Genomic DNA, 20,193 nt, shown 5'->3' on the forward strand with positions numbered 1-20,193 from the left:
ATCGCTTAACGGTGGTGGCAAGTTTGTTGAATACTATTAGAGGTAATGAGTGTGGGTCTGGGTTAGTAACCGGGGGGAGTTGTGCACTTTCAGTCTGTAATTGCAACACTGAATGACTTTTGGGCTAAGCAGGGCTGCGTAATTATGCAGCCCTACGATACGGAGAAGGGAGCCGGGACGAAAAGCCCACACACGTTTTTACGGGCGCTAGGGCCAGAGCCTTGGGCGGTGGCCTATGCAGAACCCTGCAGGCGTCCAGCGGATGGGCGCTATGGGGAGAACCCGAACCGCTATCAACATTATTTTCAGTACCAGGTGTTGATTAAGCCATCACCTGAAAATATTCAGGAGACTTATATAGAGTCGCTGCGATCGCTAGGGATTAAACCGGAAGACCACGATATCCGGTTTGTGGAAGATAACTGGGAGGATGCGGCGGTAGGCGCTTGGGGCGTAGGCTGGGAGGTATGGCTGGACGGGATGGAGATTACTCAGTTCACCTATTTTCAACAGTGTGGGGGGATTGACTGCCGTCCGGTATCGATTGAACTGACCTACGGGTTGGAGCGATTGACAATGTATTTGCAGGAGGTGGATGCGATCGCAAAGATTCGCTGGAACGATCAGCTCACCTATGGCGATATCTATATGCAGGCGGAGGTCGAGAATTCGACGTACAACTTTGAGGCCTCAAACTCAGAACTGCTGTTCACGCTGTTTGATTTGTACCAGCAGGAGGCAGAGCAGCTGATGGATCGAGGGCTAGTGCTGCCGAGCTATGACTATGTGCTGAAGTGTTCACACACTTTTAATCTGCTGGATGCGCGAGGCGTGATTTCGGTAACAGAGCGCACTCGATACATCCGCCAAGTACGAGGACTAGCCCGGCGAGTAGCGCAGCTTTACCTAGAACAACGGGAGAAGCTAGGGTTTCCTCTGTTGACAAGCGGGCAGCAGAAAGTAGCTTAGAAAATTACCTCGGCCAAGAAGGCGTCTCTATAAGTTATGGAGACGCCTCCTCAGTTTGCTATGGTAGTCAGCGATTTGACGCGTTAAGCGGATTGACGCAGCACCGTCCCCAGAGCATGTAACAAAGTATCGACGTGCTTTGGCTGACTGTTGTAGCCCATCAGGCCAATTCGCCACACCTTGCCCCCAAGCTCTCCAAGGCCGCCACCGACTTCGATGTTGTAGTCGGTCATGAGTTGGCGACCAACGGCTTTGGCATCGACACCGTCGGGCACGCGTACAGTAGTTAGGGTAGGTAGACGAAGGGATTCTTCAACGTGGCAGGTGAGGCCAAGGTCGGCTAACCCTTGCCAAAAGTAGGTGGCGGTTTGTTGATGGCGCTGCCAGCGAGTCTCTAGGCCTTCTTCGGCTAGCAGACGCAGAGCTTCGCGTAGAGCGTAGGTGAGATTGACTGGCGCGGTATGGTGATAAACCCGCTCTGGCCCCCAGTATTTGCGCAGCAGAGCCGCATCAAGATACCAGTTAGCGACGGGTTGGCGACGGCGCTCTAGCTTGGCGACGGCCCGAGGGCTCATGGTGAAGGGAGAAATACCGGGGGCGCAGCTCAGCCCTTTTTGGCTACAGCTGTAGGCTAGATCGACCTGCCATTCGTCGAGAAAAATTGGTACGCCGCCTAGGCTGGTAACAGTGTCGACCAGCAGCAAACAGTTGCGATCGGCGCAGGCTGATCCTAAACCTTCGAGGGGTTGGCGGACTCCAGTAGAGGTTTCGGCATGGACGATCGCCAGCACTGCGGGCCGATGCTCATCCAAAGCAACGGTTAGTTCCTCAAGGGTAAAAGCTTCGCCCCAGGGTCGGTGAATAGTGACGACATTGGCTCCGTAGCGTTGGGCCATATCGACAAGGCGATGGCCGAAGTAGCCTTTGACGGCGACAAGGATGCGATCGCCCGGCTCTACGGCATTGGCGATCGTGGCTTCCATTGCTGCAGACCCGGTACCGGCTACCGCATAGGTGAGGGGATTGGTGGTTTGCCAGGTGTAGCGCAGTAAGTCTTGCACCTCGTCCATCATCGCTAGATAAGCGGCATCGAGGTGGCCGATGGGCTGTTGGTTCATTGCCGCAATAACGCGAGGGTCGGCATTGGAAGGACCTGGCCCTAGCAGTAATCGCTTGGGCACCTCAAGGGGAGCGAGGGGAGCAGGGGGCGTTAGCCGAGTGGAAGGGGTAGGGGAGAGGGTGGTTGCCATGAATTCACCGATGTTTAATTTTGAATTGACTTTGGATTGACTACTGAATGCAGAAATACATCTATTGCAGAATCTGTTGCAGAATCTGTAAGTTAAGCGTTTACAGTCGAAAAGACCAAAGTGATACGACGTCGAACATGAAAACGACAAAGGCACCAGCGGGGCAGATTAGCTGATTTCATTCTCCTATGGAAGCGGCTTTTAGTAGCGTTGAGCACAGCTAGGGGAATGCCTGCACCAAGACCTGGCGGGTGGGCTTAAGTATCTGCTTTGGCAGGCGATACTGACGAAGACTCTCTGGGGGAGACCCGCAGCCACACTACGAATAGTGTTCCTGGATGGGGAGGATAGGCGGCGGCCTCGGGGGGTAGCCAGGGGGTACCCTGGACTGGGCTAATTAAGTCGACGTGCCCCCCCATACCCTGCACAAGATCTTGAACAATTGCTAAACCTAGACCAGTGCCGGGAATGTCACCCCGGGCCTGCACGCCGCGAAAGTGACGGGTAAACAGCTGCGGCTGATCGTCAGTGGGAATGCCCGCTCCGGTATCGCCCACGGCAATGCCCTGGAAGATCTGGGCGTTTAGCTGCTGAACTAGCCCGGCTGTTACCCACACCAGCGCTCCGGGGGAGGTGTACTTAAGCGCATTGTCGATCAGGTTGTGAAGCACCTCGCTCAGGGCGGCTGCGTCAAGCCAGACATCGGGTAGAGCGCTAGGAATGTAGTGCACCAAATGCAGCCCCCGCTCCTGGGCCAGGGGCAGAACTGACTGCACCAAGGGTAGAGCTACATCGGCGATCGCACCAGATTTTACGGTTAGCGATCGCCCCAGACCGTGACCCGTTGGGGCGATCGCCAGTCCACTGGGGATTTCTTTTGGGTCAAATGTAGCGGCAGCGTGCTCGGCAAAACCGACGGTTGAGCCGGGCAATAGTAGCCCACCCACCGAAGGACTGGTGGGCTGAGTAAGGGTTTCATCGACGGTAGCGACAGCGTCATCAAAGTGCTGAGCCAAATCTTGCAAGCGTCGACTTTCACGCACAATACCCTCGGCAATGGGGCGATTGGTATCTTCGGGAGGCAGGCGCTTGACCATCAACTTGCCAAAGGTCTGCAACGCCGTCAACGGGTTGCGAAACTGGTGCAGCAGATCGTGGAAGGTTTCGGACTGGTCAGCCTGGTTGAGCTGGCGCTGGTTGAGCTGGCGCTGTAGCCACTGGCTGCGCTGATCCATAACGCAGGCGATCGCCAGAGTGCTAGCCACCTGCTCTGCCTGCTGATAATCATCGGGCGTGAAGGGTTGGGCATCACGGGTGCTGACCATCATGCCGAGCACAATTCCCTCGTGAGTTAAGGGCAGCACCAGGGGATAGGCCGTCGTCTCGGCCCCTGCCCCTGGGGAGGCTAAACTTGAAGGCGAGGAGTAGGCCGACTGCTCGGGCTCGGTCGCCCTGGGGCGGGAAGACCAGTCGTCCAGCTGAACCGCAACTCGAGACAACTCCTGCCCGCTGCCTTTACCCTCACTTTCGCGATCAGAAACCGCTGCCAACCCTTCGCGCAGACCGTTCCAGAGATCGGCGGTCTCCGGGTATGCCACCAGGGGTACTAGGGTTGGGTTGATTGAGTCTGCCGCCGTTTCGACCAGGTAGACCACTGTCGACATTGCCCCTAAAGCCTGGGTCAGCAGGAGAACCTGGGACTGACACAGGGCCATAAATTCGGAGCTAGGGGAGCCAATCATGGCGAAGCAACTTAAGAGTTTGACGGAAGAATAATTAAAGTTTTGTCAATTTTTTAACAATTCTGTTCAGGCCTATCTCCATTGAACACCCTTGTAACCGTTACAAGTTATGGTTTGTAGCACTTTAGACCCAATTTTTAAGAGAAGTTGAAATTCTTATTTTGAGCCTATATACTTGGCCTGGTTAACAAATTTTGTAACCGAAACTACATCCAAATATCCACTGAGAGGGAGGTAGGCAACTTGGCAAGGAGACGCAAGCGTAAGAGTCGTCGTCGCTTAGAAGGCCGTCGCATCTTAGAGGCTGTTCCTCAGTATAGTATTGAGAGCGGCAACGAAAAACCCGTAACCGCAGCTCGGAATTTTATTCATTCCGAGGGCATCGCCCCCCCAGCCCTGCTGCTGGTTAAACGGAACGAGCATACTACTGACCGGTACTTTTGGGCCGAGAAGGGTTTGTTTGGAGCCCAGTACGTTGAAGAGAATCATTTTCTCTTCCCCAGTCTACGAGTACTGCTTGGCGAAGAAGATGAAGAGAATTCTTCAGCCCTAGAGACCCTGACTCACTAAACCAGATAGACTGCTGACCAGCCCAGCTGGTTTAGCGGGGTTGACTGAGTCATCGTATCCAGTAGCGCAAAGCTAAGTACCGAAAAGCTAGCCTAAGGGCTAGCTTTTTTTTCGGTTTCACGCTGTAGATCTTGCTCTAGGGCAATCAGCTCGTCCCGATGGGCGGTGATGGTGACGGTGGCAGACGGGCGGGTAGGGTCTTCTGATGAGGCCTCCGGGCGGACCTGAAGAATGATGTCTTCGTCGCGGTCTGACCCTCGCCAGTAAAACCAACCAGCCACTGGCGCGACCCCAACCAATGCCCAGAAAACAGTACCGTAGGCAGGCCATAAATTGGTCAGCACTAGTGCAAAGCACAGTCCACCAATAGCGGCTAGTAGGGTTAAAAAACCGGCTAAAAATAGGCTAGGCCGCACTCGTCCTTGTAGCACAATGCGCTGAGCCTCGACCTCGGCGGCCGTTACCCTGTAGGCCCGTTCTTCAAAATGGGTAGTTAGCGTTTGCAGCAGGGTGAGCGGCGCTACGGGGCGGGCGAGCGTTAGGGTTTCTATGCGATCTTTAGTAGATGCCCGAATAAAAAAGACTAACCCCACCATCATGAGCAGGGTTAGAAAGAGGGTTGAGTAGGTTATGGTTTCAGTCACGGGTGGGCCAACTGGGGTACCTCTCTAGGGTACGGAATGATGGATCATTCAGGTAGGCCCAGTCTGGTTAATAGCCCTTGAGAGTTTGAACGGCCTGTCACCGCCGTGGGGAAGAGTAAGCAGGGCTTTGAGCGGTGGTGGGCCGCACCGGATCGCCCATGTAGGTTTTCCAGAATTCGGCTAGCTCCTCAGACTGCAGCCGCCAGTCAGGGTTGAGGCGGTACATGCGGCGGGGGCGGCCCCGGCCTTCTACCTTTTTCCAATAGCCATCAATAGCGTTTTCGTCTTCTAAAAACTTAAGCGCTCCGTACAGTACGGTGTCAGATAAGCGATAGTGGGGATAGTTGTGAGTCAACCGCTGGATCAACTCAGTACCGTAGGAATCTTGCTGAAGCAACACCGACAACACATAACAGACGGCAAGCTCTTTGTTGAGGTAGATTGGCGGTGGATCCTCGAAGAACTGATAAATATCCTCAAATTTCATGGGATCGCTCCAGATATATTAAAGTTTGCCTGCTTCGACACAGACCAGGGCTAAAAGCAATTGATTAGCAGCTGACAGTTAGGCTAATTCTAAACACAGGTGATCCCCACCGTATAGAAGTGGGGGTATATGGTAACTATCTGCAAATTTTTTTAGACATTATTAAATATTCGCCGTCAAGGATAATTAATCTTGGATCCTAATAGGGTTAGCGACCCGTGGAATTGGAGCGATTATCGCCATTCTCCAACAGCGTAGGAGCTACGTCCGTTTGAAATAGGATTTGCCCGTCACGCACAGCGGCTAAATTGATCTGCACTGGCCCGGCTGTAAAAATATCGGTTGCGGCAATGGCCTGGAAATCAACGGCCTGCCCGGATTGCTGTACCGCCTCTAGAAAGTTCAGAATGGTTTCAGGGCGGTTGTCAGCTACCTGCAGGTTATCGCTGACAATGCCGTCTTGGCGAGCCCGAAACTGGGTGGCGGCCAATAGCAGATTGAGCCGTTCAAGCAGCTGGCGGTTTCCAAACGGTGGCGGATCGAGCGCTACGGTGGCCAACAGCTCGCCCTCGGCATAAATTTGCTGGTTGGGGGTGGCGTCGATGAATACCTGAATGCAGGGTTCGCCTCGCTGTAGGACGCAGGGTTCACCGGTGATGTAGTTGGCCGCCGACAGCAGGCGCACGACGTAGTCTTCGCCTGTGGCTAGACGGTCAATGAGGGCTTCGACCTCGCGATTGCCAATTAGCAAAATTTGCTGATCCACTGGCGTACCAGGGGCAATGGCGCGAGAAACGATGCGGTTAGCTTCCTGCAGAAATTCGGTTACAAATTCTTCGGCCTGAGCGCGGTTTTCGGCCCGCCCCTGCCCTGCCAAAATCTCCTGGTTGCGGTTGAGGGCAATGTTGCCGCGAAAAAGCCCTTGGTACTGAGTTTGCAGTGCCGCTACCTGCTGCTCTAAAAAGTCTTGCTGGGACTCGAGGTCGGCCAGCAGCTGCTCGCGTTCGGCAATCTGCTGATCCCGCTGGGCAATCTGCTGGTCAAGCTCAGCAATGGCGCGATCGCGCTGGGCAATCTGGCTGCTAATGGTGGCCTGCTGCTGCAGCAAGCGATCGCGCTCTACCCGCAGCGTAGCGGTCGACTGTCGCAGCGTTTCAGCCTGCTGCGAGACGGTGTCTAGCTGGCCGAGGGTTTGGCGCAGCTCTTCCTCGGTGGCATCCTGCTGCAAGACGGCCCGATTGAGTGATTCATTCACTTCCTGAAGCCGCCCTAGGGCTCGCTGGCGCTCAGCTGTGGCTGATTCTAAATCAGCTTCAACGTTTTCCTGCGTCGCCTGGGCCTGGGCCAGGTCGGCCTCGGCACTGGCCAGATCGTCCTGAATGCGGCCCAGCTCAAATACTCCAGTACGCAGCTGGCTGCTCACCCCGAACAGCAGGGCCAGCGTCGAGGCTGAAATGATGCTCCCCGTAGCAGTGCTGACTACCGTCGCCGTTTGCCGAGGACGCATGTTGAAGAGGCTGAGGCGGGCCTTGCCCACTCGCGTACCAATGCGATCGCCCAGGGTGGCAATGACTCCCCCCAACATTAAGACCGCCAAAATTAATACGTACCCAGAAACCATGCACCAGCCACAGGGGAGTTTGCATTTACTCTACTGCATGGGTTGGGCTCTTGTACGCCCAGGTCAAACCGACTAACCGCCTCAGCCCCAGCCTCAGACCAGACCATCGTTGTGCCCTTGGCTTAGCCACCGTCTAGGTAAACTGCTGACTCAGGTTGACCGGGTCGTGAACGGTGATCTTCTTTTTATAAATAGAGATCATGCCCTCCTGGCGCAAATCGCCCAGTAGGCGAGTGACGGTGACTCGAGTTGAGCCAATCGCCTCAGCGATCGCCTGGTGGGAGAGCTTGAGGTCAATCGTGATCCCGTCCTGGCTTGGAACGCCAAAATCGCGGCAGAGAATCAGCAGGAAACTGACCAGTCGCGATCCCATATCGCGGTGAGCCAGCGTTTCAATCATCATTTCGGTCTGCAAAATCCGAGACGATAGCCCTCGCAGCATCAGCAGCGCCAGCTCAGGATTCTCCTCTAGGGACTGCTCAACCTGCTCAATGGGCACCGACAGCAGCTCGACCGGCGTAAATGCCACGGAGTGATAAAAGCGATCGGACCGATTGCCCGTAATCAGTGACAGCACCCCAAACACGCTGTTTTCTCGCAGCAGGGCCACCGTAATTTCTTCTCCCGCCTCGTATACTCGCGATAGCTTAACGGCTCCCTTGAGCAAAAAATAGACGCGTTCGGCGGGGTCTCCCGGAAAGAAAATAGTCTTGCCCCGATCGTAGGACTCAACAACTGGGGGAAACGCCCCCCCAGACAGCTGGCGGAAGACATTGGCAAGCGGCTTATCTTGGGTCACTACCATAAACGTTTTGCTAAGAGCATCACAGAGGGCATCTGCACTGAAATTGCTATTCTATGCCGCCAAATTATGGCTGAGCCCTCAGTACAGACCACCTTGGGCACCAAGCATAGAGCAGTTTGATCGGTCTGGCACATTAGATAATGCAAACGTTCCATGACTTTAGATCACTTAACCTCAACTACCTGGAAGGCGTTTGTATAGCACGCTACTTTGTCAATCCCTAGGCGGTTTTTTCCGTTGTCAAAGTGACTTCTATAACCCAGCTTCCTCCCCGTTTACCTCAGGCCAACTTCAGGCTAAAGCAGTAGGTGCACAAGGAAGAATGGCCCAAGTAGCTGCTGCAAACCTAAATTAGCCCAGAGGACAGTTTTGATAGATTGTTGGCCACGGGTGCGAAGCCCTGGGCACCAAGGATTCAAACATACCCGACAAAAATAGTCGGGTATGTTTGACCAGATCTTGTTTTCGGTGTTACGTTCTGAATACCTAATTCAGCAAGACCTCTACCAGACTCTAGAGAACCGCCATGACGCAGTCCATCGAACGCTCCACCGCCACCACGCCTACCTTTTCGGCTCTAAAGTGCCGAGAGTGTGGAACAACCTACGACTTGGGTGCCAAGCACGTCTGTGAAGATGTCTGCTTTGGCCCACTGGAGGTGGCCTACGACTACGATGCAATTCGTCAGCGGGTGACTCGCAGCACCATTCAAGCTGGGCCGCTGTCAATCTGGCGCTACAAAGACTTTTTGCCGGTCAGTACCGACACCCCCATTGATGTGGGCACGGGCATGACGCCCCTGGTGCGCTCTAACCGCCTGGCTCGGCGGCTGGGCCTCAAAGAACTCTATATAAAAAACGATGCCGTCAACATGCCCACCCTCAGCTTCAAAGACCGGGTGGTATCGGTAGCGCTGACGCGGGCTCAAGAGCTGGGCTTTACAACGGTTTCTTGCGCCAGCACGGGCAACCTGGCCAACTCTACGGCAGCGATCGCGGCCCATGCCGGGCTAGACTGCTGCGTATTCATTCCCTCCGACCTAGAGGCCGGCAAGGTGCTGGGCACCTTGATCTACAACCCCACCGTAATGGCGGTACAGGGCAACTACGACCAGGTCAACCGCCTCTGTTCTGAAGTGGCCAACACCCACGGCTGGGGCTTTGTCAACATCAACCTGCGCCCCTACTACTCAGAAGGGTCTAAAACCCTGGGCTATGAAGTGGCTGAACAACTAGGCTGGCGACTGCCTGACCACATTGTTGCCCCCCTCGCCTCTGGCTCTCTGTTCACCAAAATCTACAAGGGCTTTCAGGAGTTCGTTAAAGTGGGTTTGGTCGACGACAAGCCGGTGCGCTTTAGCGGGGCCCAGGCCGAGGGCTGCTCCCCGATCGCCCAAGCCTTTAGGGAAGGCCACGATTTTGTCACCCCGGTGAAGCCCCATACGATCGCCAAATCGATCGCCATTGGCAACCCCGCCGACGGCATCTATGCCCTCGACATTGCCCGCAAAACCAACGGCAACATTGAGTCGGTCACCGACGCTGAAGTGATCGAAGGCATGAAGCTGCTGGCCGAAACTGAAGGAATCTTTACCGAAACTGCAGGCGGCACCACCATTGCAGTACTCAAGAAGCTGGTGGAAGCCGGTAAAATTGACCCCAACGAGTCTACGGTGGTCTACATCACCGGCAATGGCTTAAAGACTCAAGAAGCCGTACAGGGCTATATTGGCGAACCCTTCACCATTGAGCCCAAGCTCGAAAGCTTTGAGCGGGCTCTAGAGCGGTCTCGCACCCTGGACCGTCTGGAGTGGCAGCAGGTTCCTGTATAGCGCCGTTGCTAACTGGGCTGAGCCAGTTTGGCTTGGCCCGCCCGATCTCCCGGCGATCGCTGTGGGATCATTTTTTTGACTGCTCCTAGACCTTAACTTCTCAAACCTTAGCGATAGACACCACCATGGCTGTAAAAGTACTCATTCCGACCCCTCTGCAAAAGTTCACCAACAACCAGGCCGCCCTTGAATGTAGCGGCGGCACCATCGTAGAACTGCTCAACGACCTGGAGAGCAACTGCCCCGGCATTAAAGCTCGCCTCTGCGACGATGCTGGGGAACTGCGCCGCTTTGTCAACTTCTACGTCAACAGCGAAGACATTCGTTTTCTCGACGGCAAAGAAACGGCCCTCAGCGACGGGGATGAAGTTAGCATTGTGCCCGCCGTAGCCGGAGGCTAGAGGTTTTAAGATAGTCTGCGCGATCGCCCCAGGGGAATTTGAATCCCTGGGGCGATCGCGTTTTTGTAGCCTGGGCTTAACCTCGGAGCGCTCAACCGTCACAATAGACACAATAGAAAGGTGGCGTTATGGGCAGCGGCCTACTTTAAACCTATGGACATTGAACCGATTCTTGCTGAAGCTCTGGCTGGAGCCGACATTTCAGCCGCTGACGGCGTCACGCTATTGCAGCAGCGCGACCCAGAGGCGCTGGCGGCGATTCGGCAGACGGCCGATGCCCTGCGCCTGCGTCAGGTTGGAGAAACGGTGACCTACGTGGTCAACCGCAACATCAACTTCACCAATATCTGCGAGCAGCACTGCAACTTCTGCGCCTTTCGCCGCGATGCCGAGACCGAGGGCTCCTACTGGCTCGATTTTTCTCCCATTCTTGAAAAAGCTGCCGAAGCGGTTGCCGTGGGCGCAACCGAAATTTGCATGCAGGGCGGGCTTAACCCCGCAGCTACAGTTGACGGCAGTTCTCTGCGCTACTACCTGAAGCTAGCAGAGACCATCAAAGGCAGCTATCCAGCTCTGCACCTGCACGCCTTTTCGCCCCAGGAGGTACAGTTCATCGCTCGCCAAGACGGGCTGGGCTACCGAGACGTGCTGCTGGCGCTACAGGCGGCTGGGGTCGATTCGCTGCCGGGCACGGCAGCAGAAGTGCTCGACGACGACGTGCGGCGGGTGCTGTGCCCTGAAAAAATCAACTCGGCTACCTGGCTGGAGATTGTTGGGCAGGCCCACGACATTGGCCTACCGACCACCAGCACCCTGCTGTCGGGCCATATCGAAACTCCGACCCAGCAGATTACCCATCTGGAGAAGCTGCGCCAGCTGCAGCGTCAGTCTATTGCGTTGGGCCGAACAGCGGCGATTACTGAGTTTATTGTGCTGCCCTTTGTCGGGCAGGAGGCACCTAAACCCCTGCGCCGCCGGGTAGGGCGCGACCAGCCGGTGCTGGCCGATGCGCTCCTGCTGATGGCGGTAGCCCGCATTTATTTAGGCAACTGGATTGTGAATCACCAGCCCAGCTGGGTTAAGCTCGGGCTGGCGGGGGCTACCGAGGCGCTGACCTGGGGCTGCAACGATATCGGTGGCACGCTGATGGAAGAGCACATCACCACGATGGCTGGAGCCCAAGGGGGTACCTGCATGACGGTGGATGATTTGCGGGGTGCGATCGCCAGCCTGAATCGCCCCGCTCAGCAGCGCGACACCCTCTACAGATTGGTTTCATCCAGCGGCAGCGCATCAGACGGGGCTGCATCAGACGGGACTGTGTCAGAAGCGTCTGGGAACCCAACGGCGTCCTCGACATCGACAGGGAACACCGCCCCAGCCCGACAGTCGCGTAGCCAGAGCCTGATCGCCTGACCCACAATGCCATCGCTACTTTCCTCGGGTGGGGTAGGCGGACGCTGATCTGAGACTGCGGCCAGGGGGCCAGCGCCTGCCGCATAGCGACCGAGGCTGGAGTAGAGCAGGGCCATGTACCAACCGTCCTGGCTCTGCACTAAAAACAGCCAGTGATAGTTTTGCAGCGCAGCCACCTGGTTTCGCCAGTACTGGCGCTCCAGGGTGGTAAAGAACACCTGCTGAAGCGGACTGTCGCCACGGGCCGCAGAATCACCGTCCGGATCTTCACGGCCTAAGGAATCAGCCGGGGAATCCGTTGGAGAATAGTCAGACAGATCGATGGGGGTAAAGTCGGGCAGGCTAGCGATCACAACGATGTTAGGAGGAGCAACGCTGGGCTCCTCTGCCGATAGGCGCAGGTTGCGGCTGGCCACCCGGTTGGCATAGCTGGGCAGGTCTGTCAACAGCCGGGCAGTCAGCCCCTCGAGATCGCTAGGGCAACGGTTGGGGGGGCGTAGATACGGCGTCTCTGGGAGCGGGGGAGAAACTTGTGCAAAGCTACCGCTCAACGGACTCAAAGTCGCTACCAGAGTAGCTACTCCCAGCCGCAGAGCCAACAGCAGTCGGTATAGGGGTTGATGCACTAGGGGGCGATCGCGGCAGAGCATTCTTCGCAAATGCGCCCAAAGGCGGCAGCGGGGTCGGGGGCCGCCGTAATCGGGCGACCAATCACCAGGTAAGTGGCTCCGGCCTGGAGGGCCTGCAGGGGCGTGAGCGTGCGCCGCTGGTCGTGGCTGCTGGCCCAGGTGGGACGTACCCCAGGGCAGACCAGGGCAAACTCGGCGGGCAAAAAGCGCCGCAGCTGACTGGCTTCTTGGGGTGAGCAGACCGCTCCCTGTAGGCCACTGTCTTGGGCCAGCCGCGCCATTTGCAGCACATAGCTGGTCGACTCAAGCGGAATTTTTAGCTCCTCAGCCAAAACACTGGGGGCAATGCTGGTCAGCAGCGTCACACCCAGCACAGTGGGGGGCTCGACACCTGCCGCTGCGGCTCCGGCGATCGCAGCGGTTTGAGCCGCCACCAGAGCCTCTTTGCCCGCCGCCGTATGAACGGTGAGCAGGTCAACCCCATAGCGGCCTACGGCGGCGCAAGCCCCCGCCATCGTATTGGGAATGTCGTGAAACTTGAGGTCGAGAAACACCCGCTTTTGCCGCGCCTTGAGGGTCTCAATCAGCGCGGGGCCAGCGCTGACAAACAGCTCAAGACCCACCTTCCAGAAGATCACCTGGGGTAGCGCCTCCACCAGGGCCAGAGCCGCCGAGGCCGAGGGCACATCTAAAGGCACAATTATGCGCTGGTCAACAGACATAGACACACCAGGGCAAAGGTCACGCCGGTCGCACCAACATCAGGGTTTGGCCAAACTCTACCGGCTGAGAGTTCTCGACTAAAATCTCCACAATTTCGCCGCTAACCTCGGCCTCCAGCTCGTTCATCAGCTTCATAGCTTCGATAATACACACCGTTTGCCCAGTGCTGATGCGATCGCCCACGCCTACAAAGGGAGGCTCTTCCGGAGCCGGAGACCGATAAAACGTGCCTACCATAGGAGAATTGATGGCGATTAAATCGCTGCCCTTGCCCGGTGGTGCGACCGGCGGCGTAGTCAAGGCCGGGGTCGGCTCAACCACAGGCGGCGGAGCGCTCACAACCAGCTCTGGCCCAGCCCCCGAGGCTACAGGTGCCGCGGCCACCGCTACCATAGCGCCGGGTTTACGCAGGGTAAGCTCAAAATCTGAGCTTTTGAGGGTGAGCTCAACAATATCGCTCTGGCTCAGGGCGGCGACTAAGTCTCTCAGGTCGGTGACGCTTAATTCCACGGCGTAAGTCTCATACGGTCAGATCGGGATTTATAAAAATTTGGCGACTCAGCTGAGCCAGAGGCGGCTTAGATCGCTTGGACACCATTGCATGTTGACGACGGTTGCTCTACTCGCGGCCCAGGTAGGTGTCGGTGCGGGTGTCAACCTTAATTTTTTCGCCAATCGAGATAAACAGCGGCACCATCACCTGGGCCCCGGTTTCAAGGATGGCGGGCTTGGTGCCGCCGGTAGCGGTGTCGCCCTTCACCCCAGGGTCGGTTTGAGTGACTTCTAGCACAATGGAGTTAGGCAGTTCAACCTCTAAAATTTGACCATTCCAGCTCACTACGCTGACGGCCATTTCCTCTTTTAGATATTTCACCTGGGGGCCAATCTCATCGGTAGTCAGGCGCACTTCCTCATAGGTTTCCATATCCATGAAGACGAGGTCTTCGCCATCGCGGTAGGTGTGCTGCATGTCTCGCTTTTCAATCACCGCCTGGGGTACGGTTTCGCCAGCTCGAAAGGTTTTTTCAACGGTGTTGCCAGATTTGACATTCTTGAGCTTGGTGCGCACAAAGGCAGAGCCTTTACCCGGCTTAACGTGGAGAAATTCGACCACGCGCCAGACGGAGCCGTCTAGCTCAATGGAGGTACCGGTGCGAAAGTCGTTGCTAGAAATCATGGCGCTGGCTACGGTGGACAGTCTTTATTTGGCATCTCATTTTACCCCCCTATGGCCATTTCCCACAGGATTTTGCCCCTAACCAGACCTCAGGCTAGACGAATCAGAACGCCACTCCTCTAAAGCCTAGCTCAGCTAGAGATAACGCCTTGCCCCAGAGGGAGTGGCCTAAGTCAGAGGACCGGGGTCGGAGGAGCAAGGCCAGGGGGGCTCCAGAGTATGACAAGATTGTAGGGGCGCAGTGCGCTGCAGGACAGAGGCCGCCTGGGGCGGAAAATGACGTTATGGCCAAGAACATGCAGGCAATGAACAAACGGCTGGGTTTAGGCGGGAGTACTCTGACACGGCTTTTGGCGCGGCTGGGGTGGGGGTTGGTGGTGATGGTCAGCCTGTGGCTTGGTCCGGCGGCCACAGCCAATGCCCTGCCGACTGGTCCGCTGGTGGCCTACCTGCCCCCGGGCAACGCCATTACCGACGGTCGGGCGCTGCTGCGCTACTCGTTGCCCATCGACAACCCGGATATTCGAACGGTGCAGGCCACCCTGGAAGGTCTCTCAGACTGGTTGCGCAGCAAGCGCTGGGGACCCATGGGCAAAGACCTGACCAAGGTGGAGCGCATTCTAATGCGCAATCGGGAAACCATGCTGGCAGCGGTGCCCAGCGGTAAGCGGGCGGCCGCAATCTCCTACCTTGACGACATCGAAACCCAGCTGGTGCCTCTGCGAGAGGCGGTTGACCAGCACGATCGCGAGACCGTATGGCTCAAGCGAGCGGCTATTCTCGACGACGTCAGCCGCATTGAAGAGCTGATGGTGACAGACTTTCCCTACGCTGTGCCGCCGGAGTACGACGCCCTACCCCAGCTCAAGGGCCGCGCTACGGTGGAAATTAAAACCAGCAAGGGCACAATGCAGGCCGTCATCGATGGCTACAGCGCTCCGGTAACCGGCGGCAATTTTATCGACTTAGTGCAGCGCGGTTTCTACGACGGCATGGAGTTTACCCGAGCCGAAGACAACTACGTGCTGCAAACAGGCGACCCGGCTGGCCCCGAAGACGGCTTTGTCGACCCTAAAACCAAGGCTTACCGGGCTATACCCCTCGAAATTTTGGTCAAGGGTGACGAGGCCCCGGTCTACGGCACCACCTTAGAAGACATTGGTCGCTTTTTAGATGCGCCGGTGCTGCCCTTCTCGGCCTTTGGCACCCTGGGTATGGCCCGCCCCAATACCGACCCCAACGGCGGCTCGTCGCAGTTTTTCTTTTTCTTGTTTGAACCCGAGATGACGCCAGCGGGGCTCAATTTGCTGGACGGGCGCTATGCGGTGTTTGGCTACGTGGTCGAGAATAAAGAGGTTTTAGAGCAGCTCACCCAGGGCGATCGCATCGAATCAATTCGGGTGGTTGCCGGGGCCGACAACCTGGTGCAGCCCGCCTAAGTCTGTTTCTCTGGCCTGCCCGTGAGCGACCCACAAACCATTGCCGAGCTGGGGGAACTGGGGCTGCTGCAGCGGCTGTTCCGGTTCTGCCCTGGGGATGTGATTGGCGACGACGGAGCGGTGGTGGCCCTGCCCCCCGATCAGCGCCTGGTCGTCACCACCGACGTATTGGTCGATGGGGTCCACTTCAGCGATCGCACCACCGCCCCGACCGATGTGGGCTGGCGCGCTGTCGCCGCCAATCTCTCTGACCTGGCCGCCATGGGGGCAAGCCCGGTGGGCATTACTGTGGGCCTGAGCCTGCCGGGGCACACCCCCCTAGCCTGGGTAGAAGGGCTATATGAGGGCATGGCCGCTGGCCTTAGCCGCTGGGGCGGCGTGGTGCTGGGGGGCGACCTCTGCCGCGCCGACACCAAAAGCGTGGCCATTACGGCCCTGGGCAGCGTGCGGCCTGAGCGCGCCCTCTACCGCCACCGCGCTCAGCCGGGGCAGGCGATTGTGGCCACGGGTCACCACGGGCTGTCGCGGGCGGGGCTGGAGCTACTGCTGCACCCCGAGCGGGGCGTAGAGGTAGCCGAGGCCGATCGCGATCGCTGGGTAGCCGCCCACCAGCGGCCCCAGCCCCGTTTTGATGCGATCGCCGTTCTGGGGCAAGTGCTGGGGGCCGAGGCCAACACAGACGCGATCGCCGCGATGGACTCCAGCGACGGCCTGGCTAACGCGGTGCTGCACCTGTGCCAGGCCAGCGGCGTTGGAGCTGTGCTGCGGGCGGACGACCTGCCCATTGACCCAGCGGTAGCGACCTGGGTGGGGCGATCGCAGGCAATCGACTGGTGCCTCTACGGTGGCGAAGACTTTGAGCTGGTGCTGTGTCTGCCCTGGCCCCAGGCCAGAGCGCTGCGGACCGAGTTGGGGAGCAACTGCACCATCGTCGGCGAAACAACAGCGACCCTGGGCGTTGAGCTGCAGCCCGCAGACGCAGTGCCCCCCACTGTACTCAGTTTTAACCAGGGCTTTCAGCATTTCGCAGCGGTCCCCCAACCGGAGGGCCAGCCCTAAATATCAGCCTCTAATATCAGCCCTAAACAATAGTTTCAGAATGCGACGGCCCCAGCCCGGTGGGGTTTAATGGGGGTAAACCTGGCCAGAGGCCGGCTCGCCGGATTACCCATCAGCCCGACGCCCCGTTTTACCATGACTGCTAACCCTCTGGACGACCTACGGCCCCTCTGTCGAGACGAGGCCGCCTTTGAGCAACTGCAGCAGGTGTTAGCTCGGCACCAGGCCAGCCGCGATCGCGGCTACCTCGAGCAGGCTCGGCAGACCCAGCGCACCCAGGCCCTAGAGGCTCAGCGCCAGGCAGCAGAAGCCGCCAGCCAGGCCAAAAGCCGCTTTTTAGCCATGATTAGCCATGAGCTGCGCACCCCGCTCAACGCCGTGCTGGGGCTGTCGGCGCTGCTGTCCCGCCAGGTAGTGGGTCCGCTCAACGCCAAACAGGTGGAGTACCTGAACTACATCCACGGCAGCGGTGAGCACCTGCTGGCCATCATCAGCGACATTCTCGATCTGTCTAAGGTGGAGTCAGGCCAGGAGCACCTGCGGCTGACGGAGGTATCGCTGCCGGAGCTGTGTCAATCGTGTTTGGCTATGATCCAGCCCCGCGCCGCCGAGAAGGGGCTGACGCTAGCCTATCGGGGGGCAACCGACGCCGACACCTGTTTGGCCGACGAGCGTCGCCTGCGCCAGATGTTGCTCAACCTGCTGTCGAACGCCGTCAAGTTTACGCCCCAGGGGCAGGTCACGCTGGCGGTGCAGCGCCGCGATACCCAAATAGAATTTAAAGTTGAAGACACCGGCATTGGCATTCCGGCCGATCAGCTGGAGCAGATTTTTCAGCCCTTTACCCAGCTCGATCACGAGCTCAACCGTCAGTACGATGGTGCGGGTCTGGGGCTGTCTCTGACTCGCCAGCTGGCCCAGCTTCACGGGGGTTATCTGCGGGTTGAGTCGGTGGTGGGGCGGGGCAGCCAGTTCTTTTTGCAGTTGCCAATCCACGGGCCGGGGGGTAGCACATCGTCAACTGCCCAAACGATCGGCGCGCCGCTGTTGGGGGCCGGGGGGCAACGCCTCGTGGTCATCGATACCGACCTCGACCATCACCGGGCGCTGGTGGCCTACGTTCGAGCCTGCGGGTGGCAGGTGAACGGCTGCCGCAGCTGGGCCGAGGTGCAGCAGCAGCTGGCGGTGAATGTGCCCCATCTGCTGATTGTGGGCGATCGCGAAGCCCGCAACCCCGCCCTAGCCGCCCACCTGCAGCAGCTCAAGCCACCGCGAGTGCCCCAGCCTATCAAAGTCGCCATTCTGTGCCCTCAGGATGCAGCGATCGCCACGCTGGTGGCAGCGGACGCCTACATCGACCTCCCCCTCACCATTCCCAAGCTAGAGCGAGTGCTGTCGCTGTAGACAACTTGGCCCGCCCAATCGTTGACAGCCAGCTCAGGTTGAAAGGATTGGCGTCAGCTGGGGAAGATTTACAGAATTCGATACACTATTAAGGGTCAAGCCCTGATTTAGCGAGTACTTGCCCGATATTACGTTCAGGATCAGCCTCCATGATTTCGGTTTTGCCCCAAGCGGTTTCCTCAGCGCCTGCCATTGCCCCTGAAAAGACCCGCCAAACTACGCGCAAGCCGTACCCCAACTACAAGATCATCGTCCTCAACGACGATTTCAATACCTTTGAGCATGTGGCGGCCTGTTTGATGAAGTACATTCCGGGCATGGGCAGCGATCGCGCCTGGGAGCTCACCAACCAGGTGCACCACGATGGCCAGGCAGTTGTCTGGGTTGGGCCACTGGAGCAGGCCGAGCTGTACCACACCCAACTTACTCGGGCTGGCTTGACGATGGCACCCCTCGAGAAAGCATAATCAAAGTAATGTCTTCTTAAATCTTTCTTAAATCCTCACATGACACAAGCTTCGGACGGTCGCCTAGTCTGGAACCACTCCACCCATCTGCCCGGGCTGATTCCCATCCTCGAACGCCTCTTAGAACAGACCGGCATTGGCACCGTTACCCCAGGGGTGATTGCAAACGTAAGAGCCCACTCGCCCGAGCTGCGCGTCAAGGTATCAGTTCCCATTCGCGGTGGCTTCAAGCTGATTGCCCGCAAGGGTAAAACCGTTCAAGAAGTGTTTGTGCTCACCGATCTCGACAAGCTCACCCTGGAGAGCGCGATCGCCAAAGCCGTAGAGGCCGCCGGGTGACCGTGGGGCTAGCCCAGGATTTAGTTCGTGAAGGCAAGGTCACCTTCAATGTAGGGTCGGCCTTTTATCGCCCCCAAAGCGCGATCGCCCGCGACTTGGCCATTTTGGCCGCCGCTGTCTATCGCCAGCGCCACGGTCAGCTGCGGGTGCTCGACGCTATGACCGGCTGCGGCGTGCGGCCCCTGCGCTACGGGCTAGAGGCGGGAGCCGACTGGGTCTGGGCTAACGAAGGTAACCCCGACCTGGGTGATCTTTTGACTCAAAACCTCGCCGCCCTGCCCGCCGACGCCTGCCGCCTTACCCATCACGATGCCAACCAGGTCTTTTTTACCTGCTATCAGCAGCGCGACTTTTACGATCTGGTCGATATTGACAACTTTGGCAGCCCCGCCCCCTACGTCAGCACTGGGCTGTGGGCCACGCGCCTGGGCGGAATGCTCTACCTGACCAGCACCGATGGGCGTGCTACCAGCGGTCACGACCCAGAACGCAGTTTGCGCACCTACGGAGCCTGCGCGCGATCGCACCCCGCCGTCCACGAACAGGGTCTACGGCTCATGCTCGGCCACGTTGCCCAGACCGCAGCGGCCCGAAGCTTGGGTATTGAACCGGTGTTTTCGCTATTTACAGGCCAGGTGCACCGGGTGATGGTGCGGTTGGTGAACAAGCCGACGCTGAGCGATGCAACCTACGGCTTCTTGGCCTACTGCCACCGCTGCGGCCATTTTCAAATGGTGGATTGGCGACACCTGGGCCGGGTGCCCTGCCCCTGTGGAACTGCAGATACTGCTGTGGTGAGCGGGCCGATGTGGCTGGGATCACTGCACGATGGGCCTACGCTGGCGCAGATGCAGGAGTTAGCAGAGGGGTGGGGCTGGCGATCGCAGGCCAGGCTGCTGGCGATCATGACTCAGGAAAATGACCTGCCGCCCTACTACTATCCCCTCGGCGAAATTGGGCGGCGGGGGCAGATGGATATTCCCAATCGGGATCAGCTGATCGCAGCTCTGCAAGTCCAGGGCTACCGAGCCGCAATTCCGTCAATGGACTGGCAGGGGGTAAAGACCGATGCGGCCTTTAGAGATTGCGTGGCGATCGCTCGATCGATTCAGTTCTAGGGGCATCAGCTGAATCTTGGTTTGCCTGGTGGGATAGGCGTCTTGCCTGGCTTGAATGGACAGCCGAGACAGCTATCCCACAGGAGTAGAAGCATTACTCAG

Annotated in this window: 20 protein-coding genes; 11 read left to right on the forward strand and 9 right to left on the reverse strand. The window is 57.9% G+C overall.

Features of this window, described 5'->3' with window-relative positions; all coding sequences use genetic code 11:
- Positions 1 to 81 precede the first annotated feature (81 nt).
- Entirely contained in the window at positions 82 to 969 is an 888-nt protein-coding gene (glyQ, locus tag IQ265_RS02560; protein WP_194050647.1) for a glycine--tRNA ligase subunit alpha, read from the forward strand.
- 83 nt (positions 970 to 1,052) lie between these two features.
- Here glyQ and IQ265_RS02565 read toward each other — a convergent pair whose 3' ends face one another.
- Together IQ265_RS02565 and IQ265_RS02570 are read right to left on the reverse strand one after the other, a co-directional pair.
- Positions 1,053 to 2,219, reverse strand: coding sequence for an alanine--glyoxylate aminotransferase family protein (locus IQ265_RS02565; RefSeq protein ID WP_194050648.1), 1,167 nt, complete (start codon positions 2,217 to 2,219; stop codon positions 1,053 to 1,055).
- A gap of 257 nt (positions 2,220 to 2,476) precedes the next feature.
- On the reverse strand, positions 2,477 to 3,961 hold the full coding sequence (locus tag IQ265_RS02570; RefSeq protein WP_194050649.1) for a GAF domain-containing sensor histidine kinase: 1,485 nt from the start codon (positions 3,959 to 3,961) through the stop codon (positions 2,477 to 2,479).
- A 243-nt stretch (positions 3,962 to 4,204) separates the two neighbouring features.
- On the opposite strand from IQ265_RS02570, the gene IQ265_RS02575 reads away from it, so the two are divergent.
- Complete coding sequence (locus IQ265_RS02575) at positions 4,205 to 4,531, forward strand: DUF3155 domain-containing protein (RefSeq protein ID WP_106920989.1); 327 nt, start codon at positions 4,205 to 4,207, stop codon at positions 4,529 to 4,531.
- A gap of 92 nt (positions 4,532 to 4,623) precedes the next feature.
- Here IQ265_RS02575 and IQ265_RS02580 read toward each other — a convergent pair whose 3' ends face one another.
- From IQ265_RS02580 to ntcA, 4 genes are all read right to left on the reverse strand, one after another.
- Positions 4,624 to 5,175: a cofactor assembly of complex C subunit B gene (locus IQ265_RS02580; protein ID WP_347404902.1), complete on the reverse strand. Its 552-nt coding sequence runs from the start codon at positions 5,173 to 5,175 to the stop codon at positions 4,624 to 4,626.
- Positions 5,176 to 5,272: 97 nt separating this feature from the next.
- Entirely contained in the window at positions 5,273 to 5,662 is a 390-nt protein-coding gene (locus IQ265_RS02585; RefSeq protein ID WP_194050650.1) for a PadR family transcriptional regulator, read from the reverse strand.
- A gap of 208 nt (positions 5,663 to 5,870) precedes the next feature.
- Positions 5,871 to 7,283, reverse strand: a complete 1,413-nt coding sequence (locus tag IQ265_RS02590; RefSeq protein WP_194050651.1) for a DUF3084 domain-containing protein — start codon at positions 7,281 to 7,283, stop codon at positions 5,871 to 5,873.
- A 133-nt stretch (positions 7,284 to 7,416) separates the two neighbouring features.
- On the reverse strand, positions 7,417 to 8,088 hold the full coding sequence (gene ntcA, locus IQ265_RS02595) for a global nitrogen regulator NtcA (protein ID WP_017297200.1): 672 nt from the start codon (positions 8,086 to 8,088) through the stop codon (positions 7,417 to 7,419).
- A gap of 526 nt (positions 8,089 to 8,614) precedes the next feature.
- Between ntcA and thrC the strand changes: the two genes are divergently transcribed.
- From thrC to cofH, 3 genes are all read left to right on the forward strand, one after another.
- Complete coding sequence (gene thrC / locus IQ265_RS02600; RefSeq protein WP_194050652.1) at positions 8,615 to 9,919, forward strand: threonine synthase; 1,305 nt, start codon at positions 8,615 to 8,617, stop codon at positions 9,917 to 9,919.
- Positions 9,920 to 10,044: 125 nt separating this feature from the next.
- Positions 10,045 to 10,320 (forward strand): MoaD/ThiS family protein, encoded by a 276-nt coding sequence (locus IQ265_RS02605; RefSeq protein WP_106868885.1) that lies wholly within the window; start codon positions 10,045 to 10,047, stop codon positions 10,318 to 10,320.
- A 153-nt stretch (positions 10,321 to 10,473) separates the two neighbouring features.
- Complete coding sequence (gene cofH, locus IQ265_RS02610; protein ID WP_194050653.1) at positions 10,474 to 11,736, forward strand: 7,8-didemethyl-8-hydroxy-5-deazariboflavin synthase subunit CofH; 1,263 nt, start codon at positions 10,474 to 10,476, stop codon at positions 11,734 to 11,736.
- 625 nt (positions 11,737 to 12,361) lie between these two features.
- Here cofH and pyrF read toward each other — a convergent pair.
- From pyrF to efp, 3 genes are all read right to left on the reverse strand, one after another.
- Complete coding sequence (gene pyrF, locus IQ265_RS02615) at positions 12,362 to 13,087, reverse strand: orotidine-5'-phosphate decarboxylase (RefSeq protein WP_194050654.1); 726 nt, start codon at positions 13,085 to 13,087, stop codon at positions 12,362 to 12,364.
- Between the two features lie 19 nt (positions 13,088 to 13,106).
- Complete coding sequence (gene accB, locus IQ265_RS02620) at positions 13,107 to 13,598, reverse strand: acetyl-CoA carboxylase biotin carboxyl carrier protein (protein WP_194050655.1); 492 nt, start codon at positions 13,596 to 13,598, stop codon at positions 13,107 to 13,109.
- A 109-nt stretch (positions 13,599 to 13,707) separates the two neighbouring features.
- The gene (gene efp / locus IQ265_RS02625) at positions 13,708 to 14,265 is read right to left on the reverse strand and encodes an elongation factor P (RefSeq protein ID WP_194050656.1); all 558 of its coding nucleotides are present in this window, start codon (positions 14,263 to 14,265) and stop codon (positions 13,708 to 13,710) included.
- Between the two features lie 284 nt (positions 14,266 to 14,549).
- Between efp and IQ265_RS02630 the strand changes: the two genes are divergently transcribed.
- The 6 genes from IQ265_RS02630 to IQ265_RS02655 all read left to right on the forward strand — a co-directional run bounded on the left by IQ265_RS02630 (position 14,550) and on the right by IQ265_RS02655 (position 20,091).
- Positions 14,550 to 15,704, forward strand: coding sequence for a peptidylprolyl isomerase (locus IQ265_RS02630; protein ID WP_194050657.1), 1,155 nt, complete (start codon positions 14,550 to 14,552; stop codon positions 15,702 to 15,704).
- Between the two features lie 21 nt (positions 15,705 to 15,725).
- Positions 15,726 to 16,763: a thiamine-phosphate kinase gene (gene thiL, locus IQ265_RS02635; protein ID WP_194050658.1), complete on the forward strand. Its 1,038-nt coding sequence runs from the start codon at positions 15,726 to 15,728 to the stop codon at positions 16,761 to 16,763.
- A 135-nt stretch (positions 16,764 to 16,898) separates the two neighbouring features.
- Entirely contained in the window at positions 16,899 to 18,167 is a 1,269-nt protein-coding gene (locus tag IQ265_RS02640) for a HAMP domain-containing sensor histidine kinase (RefSeq protein WP_194050659.1), read from the forward strand.
- A gap of 149 nt (positions 18,168 to 18,316) precedes the next feature.
- Positions 18,317 to 18,634: an ATP-dependent Clp protease adapter ClpS gene (gene clpS, locus IQ265_RS02645; protein WP_194050660.1), complete on the forward strand. Its 318-nt coding sequence runs from the start codon at positions 18,317 to 18,319 to the stop codon at positions 18,632 to 18,634.
- Between the two features lie 39 nt (positions 18,635 to 18,673).
- A complete protein-coding gene (locus IQ265_RS02650; protein ID WP_194050661.1) occupies positions 18,674 to 18,973 on the forward strand; it encodes a DUF2103 domain-containing protein in 300 nt (99 codons plus the stop codon).
- Positions 18,970 to 20,091 (forward strand): tRNA (guanine-N1)-methyltransferase, encoded by a 1,122-nt coding sequence (locus IQ265_RS02655; protein WP_347404903.1) that lies wholly within the window; start codon positions 18,970 to 18,972, stop codon positions 20,089 to 20,091. The genes IQ265_RS02650 and IQ265_RS02655 overlap by 4 nt, the downstream gene beginning before the upstream one ends.
- The last annotated feature ends 102 nt before the right edge of the window (positions 20,092 to 20,193 follow it).

Origin of the sequence: Nodosilinea sp. LEGE 06152 (assembly GCF_015207525.1) — a bacterium.
Lineage (GTDB): Bacteria > Cyanobacteriota > Cyanobacteriia > Phormidesmidales > Phormidesmidaceae > Nodosilinea.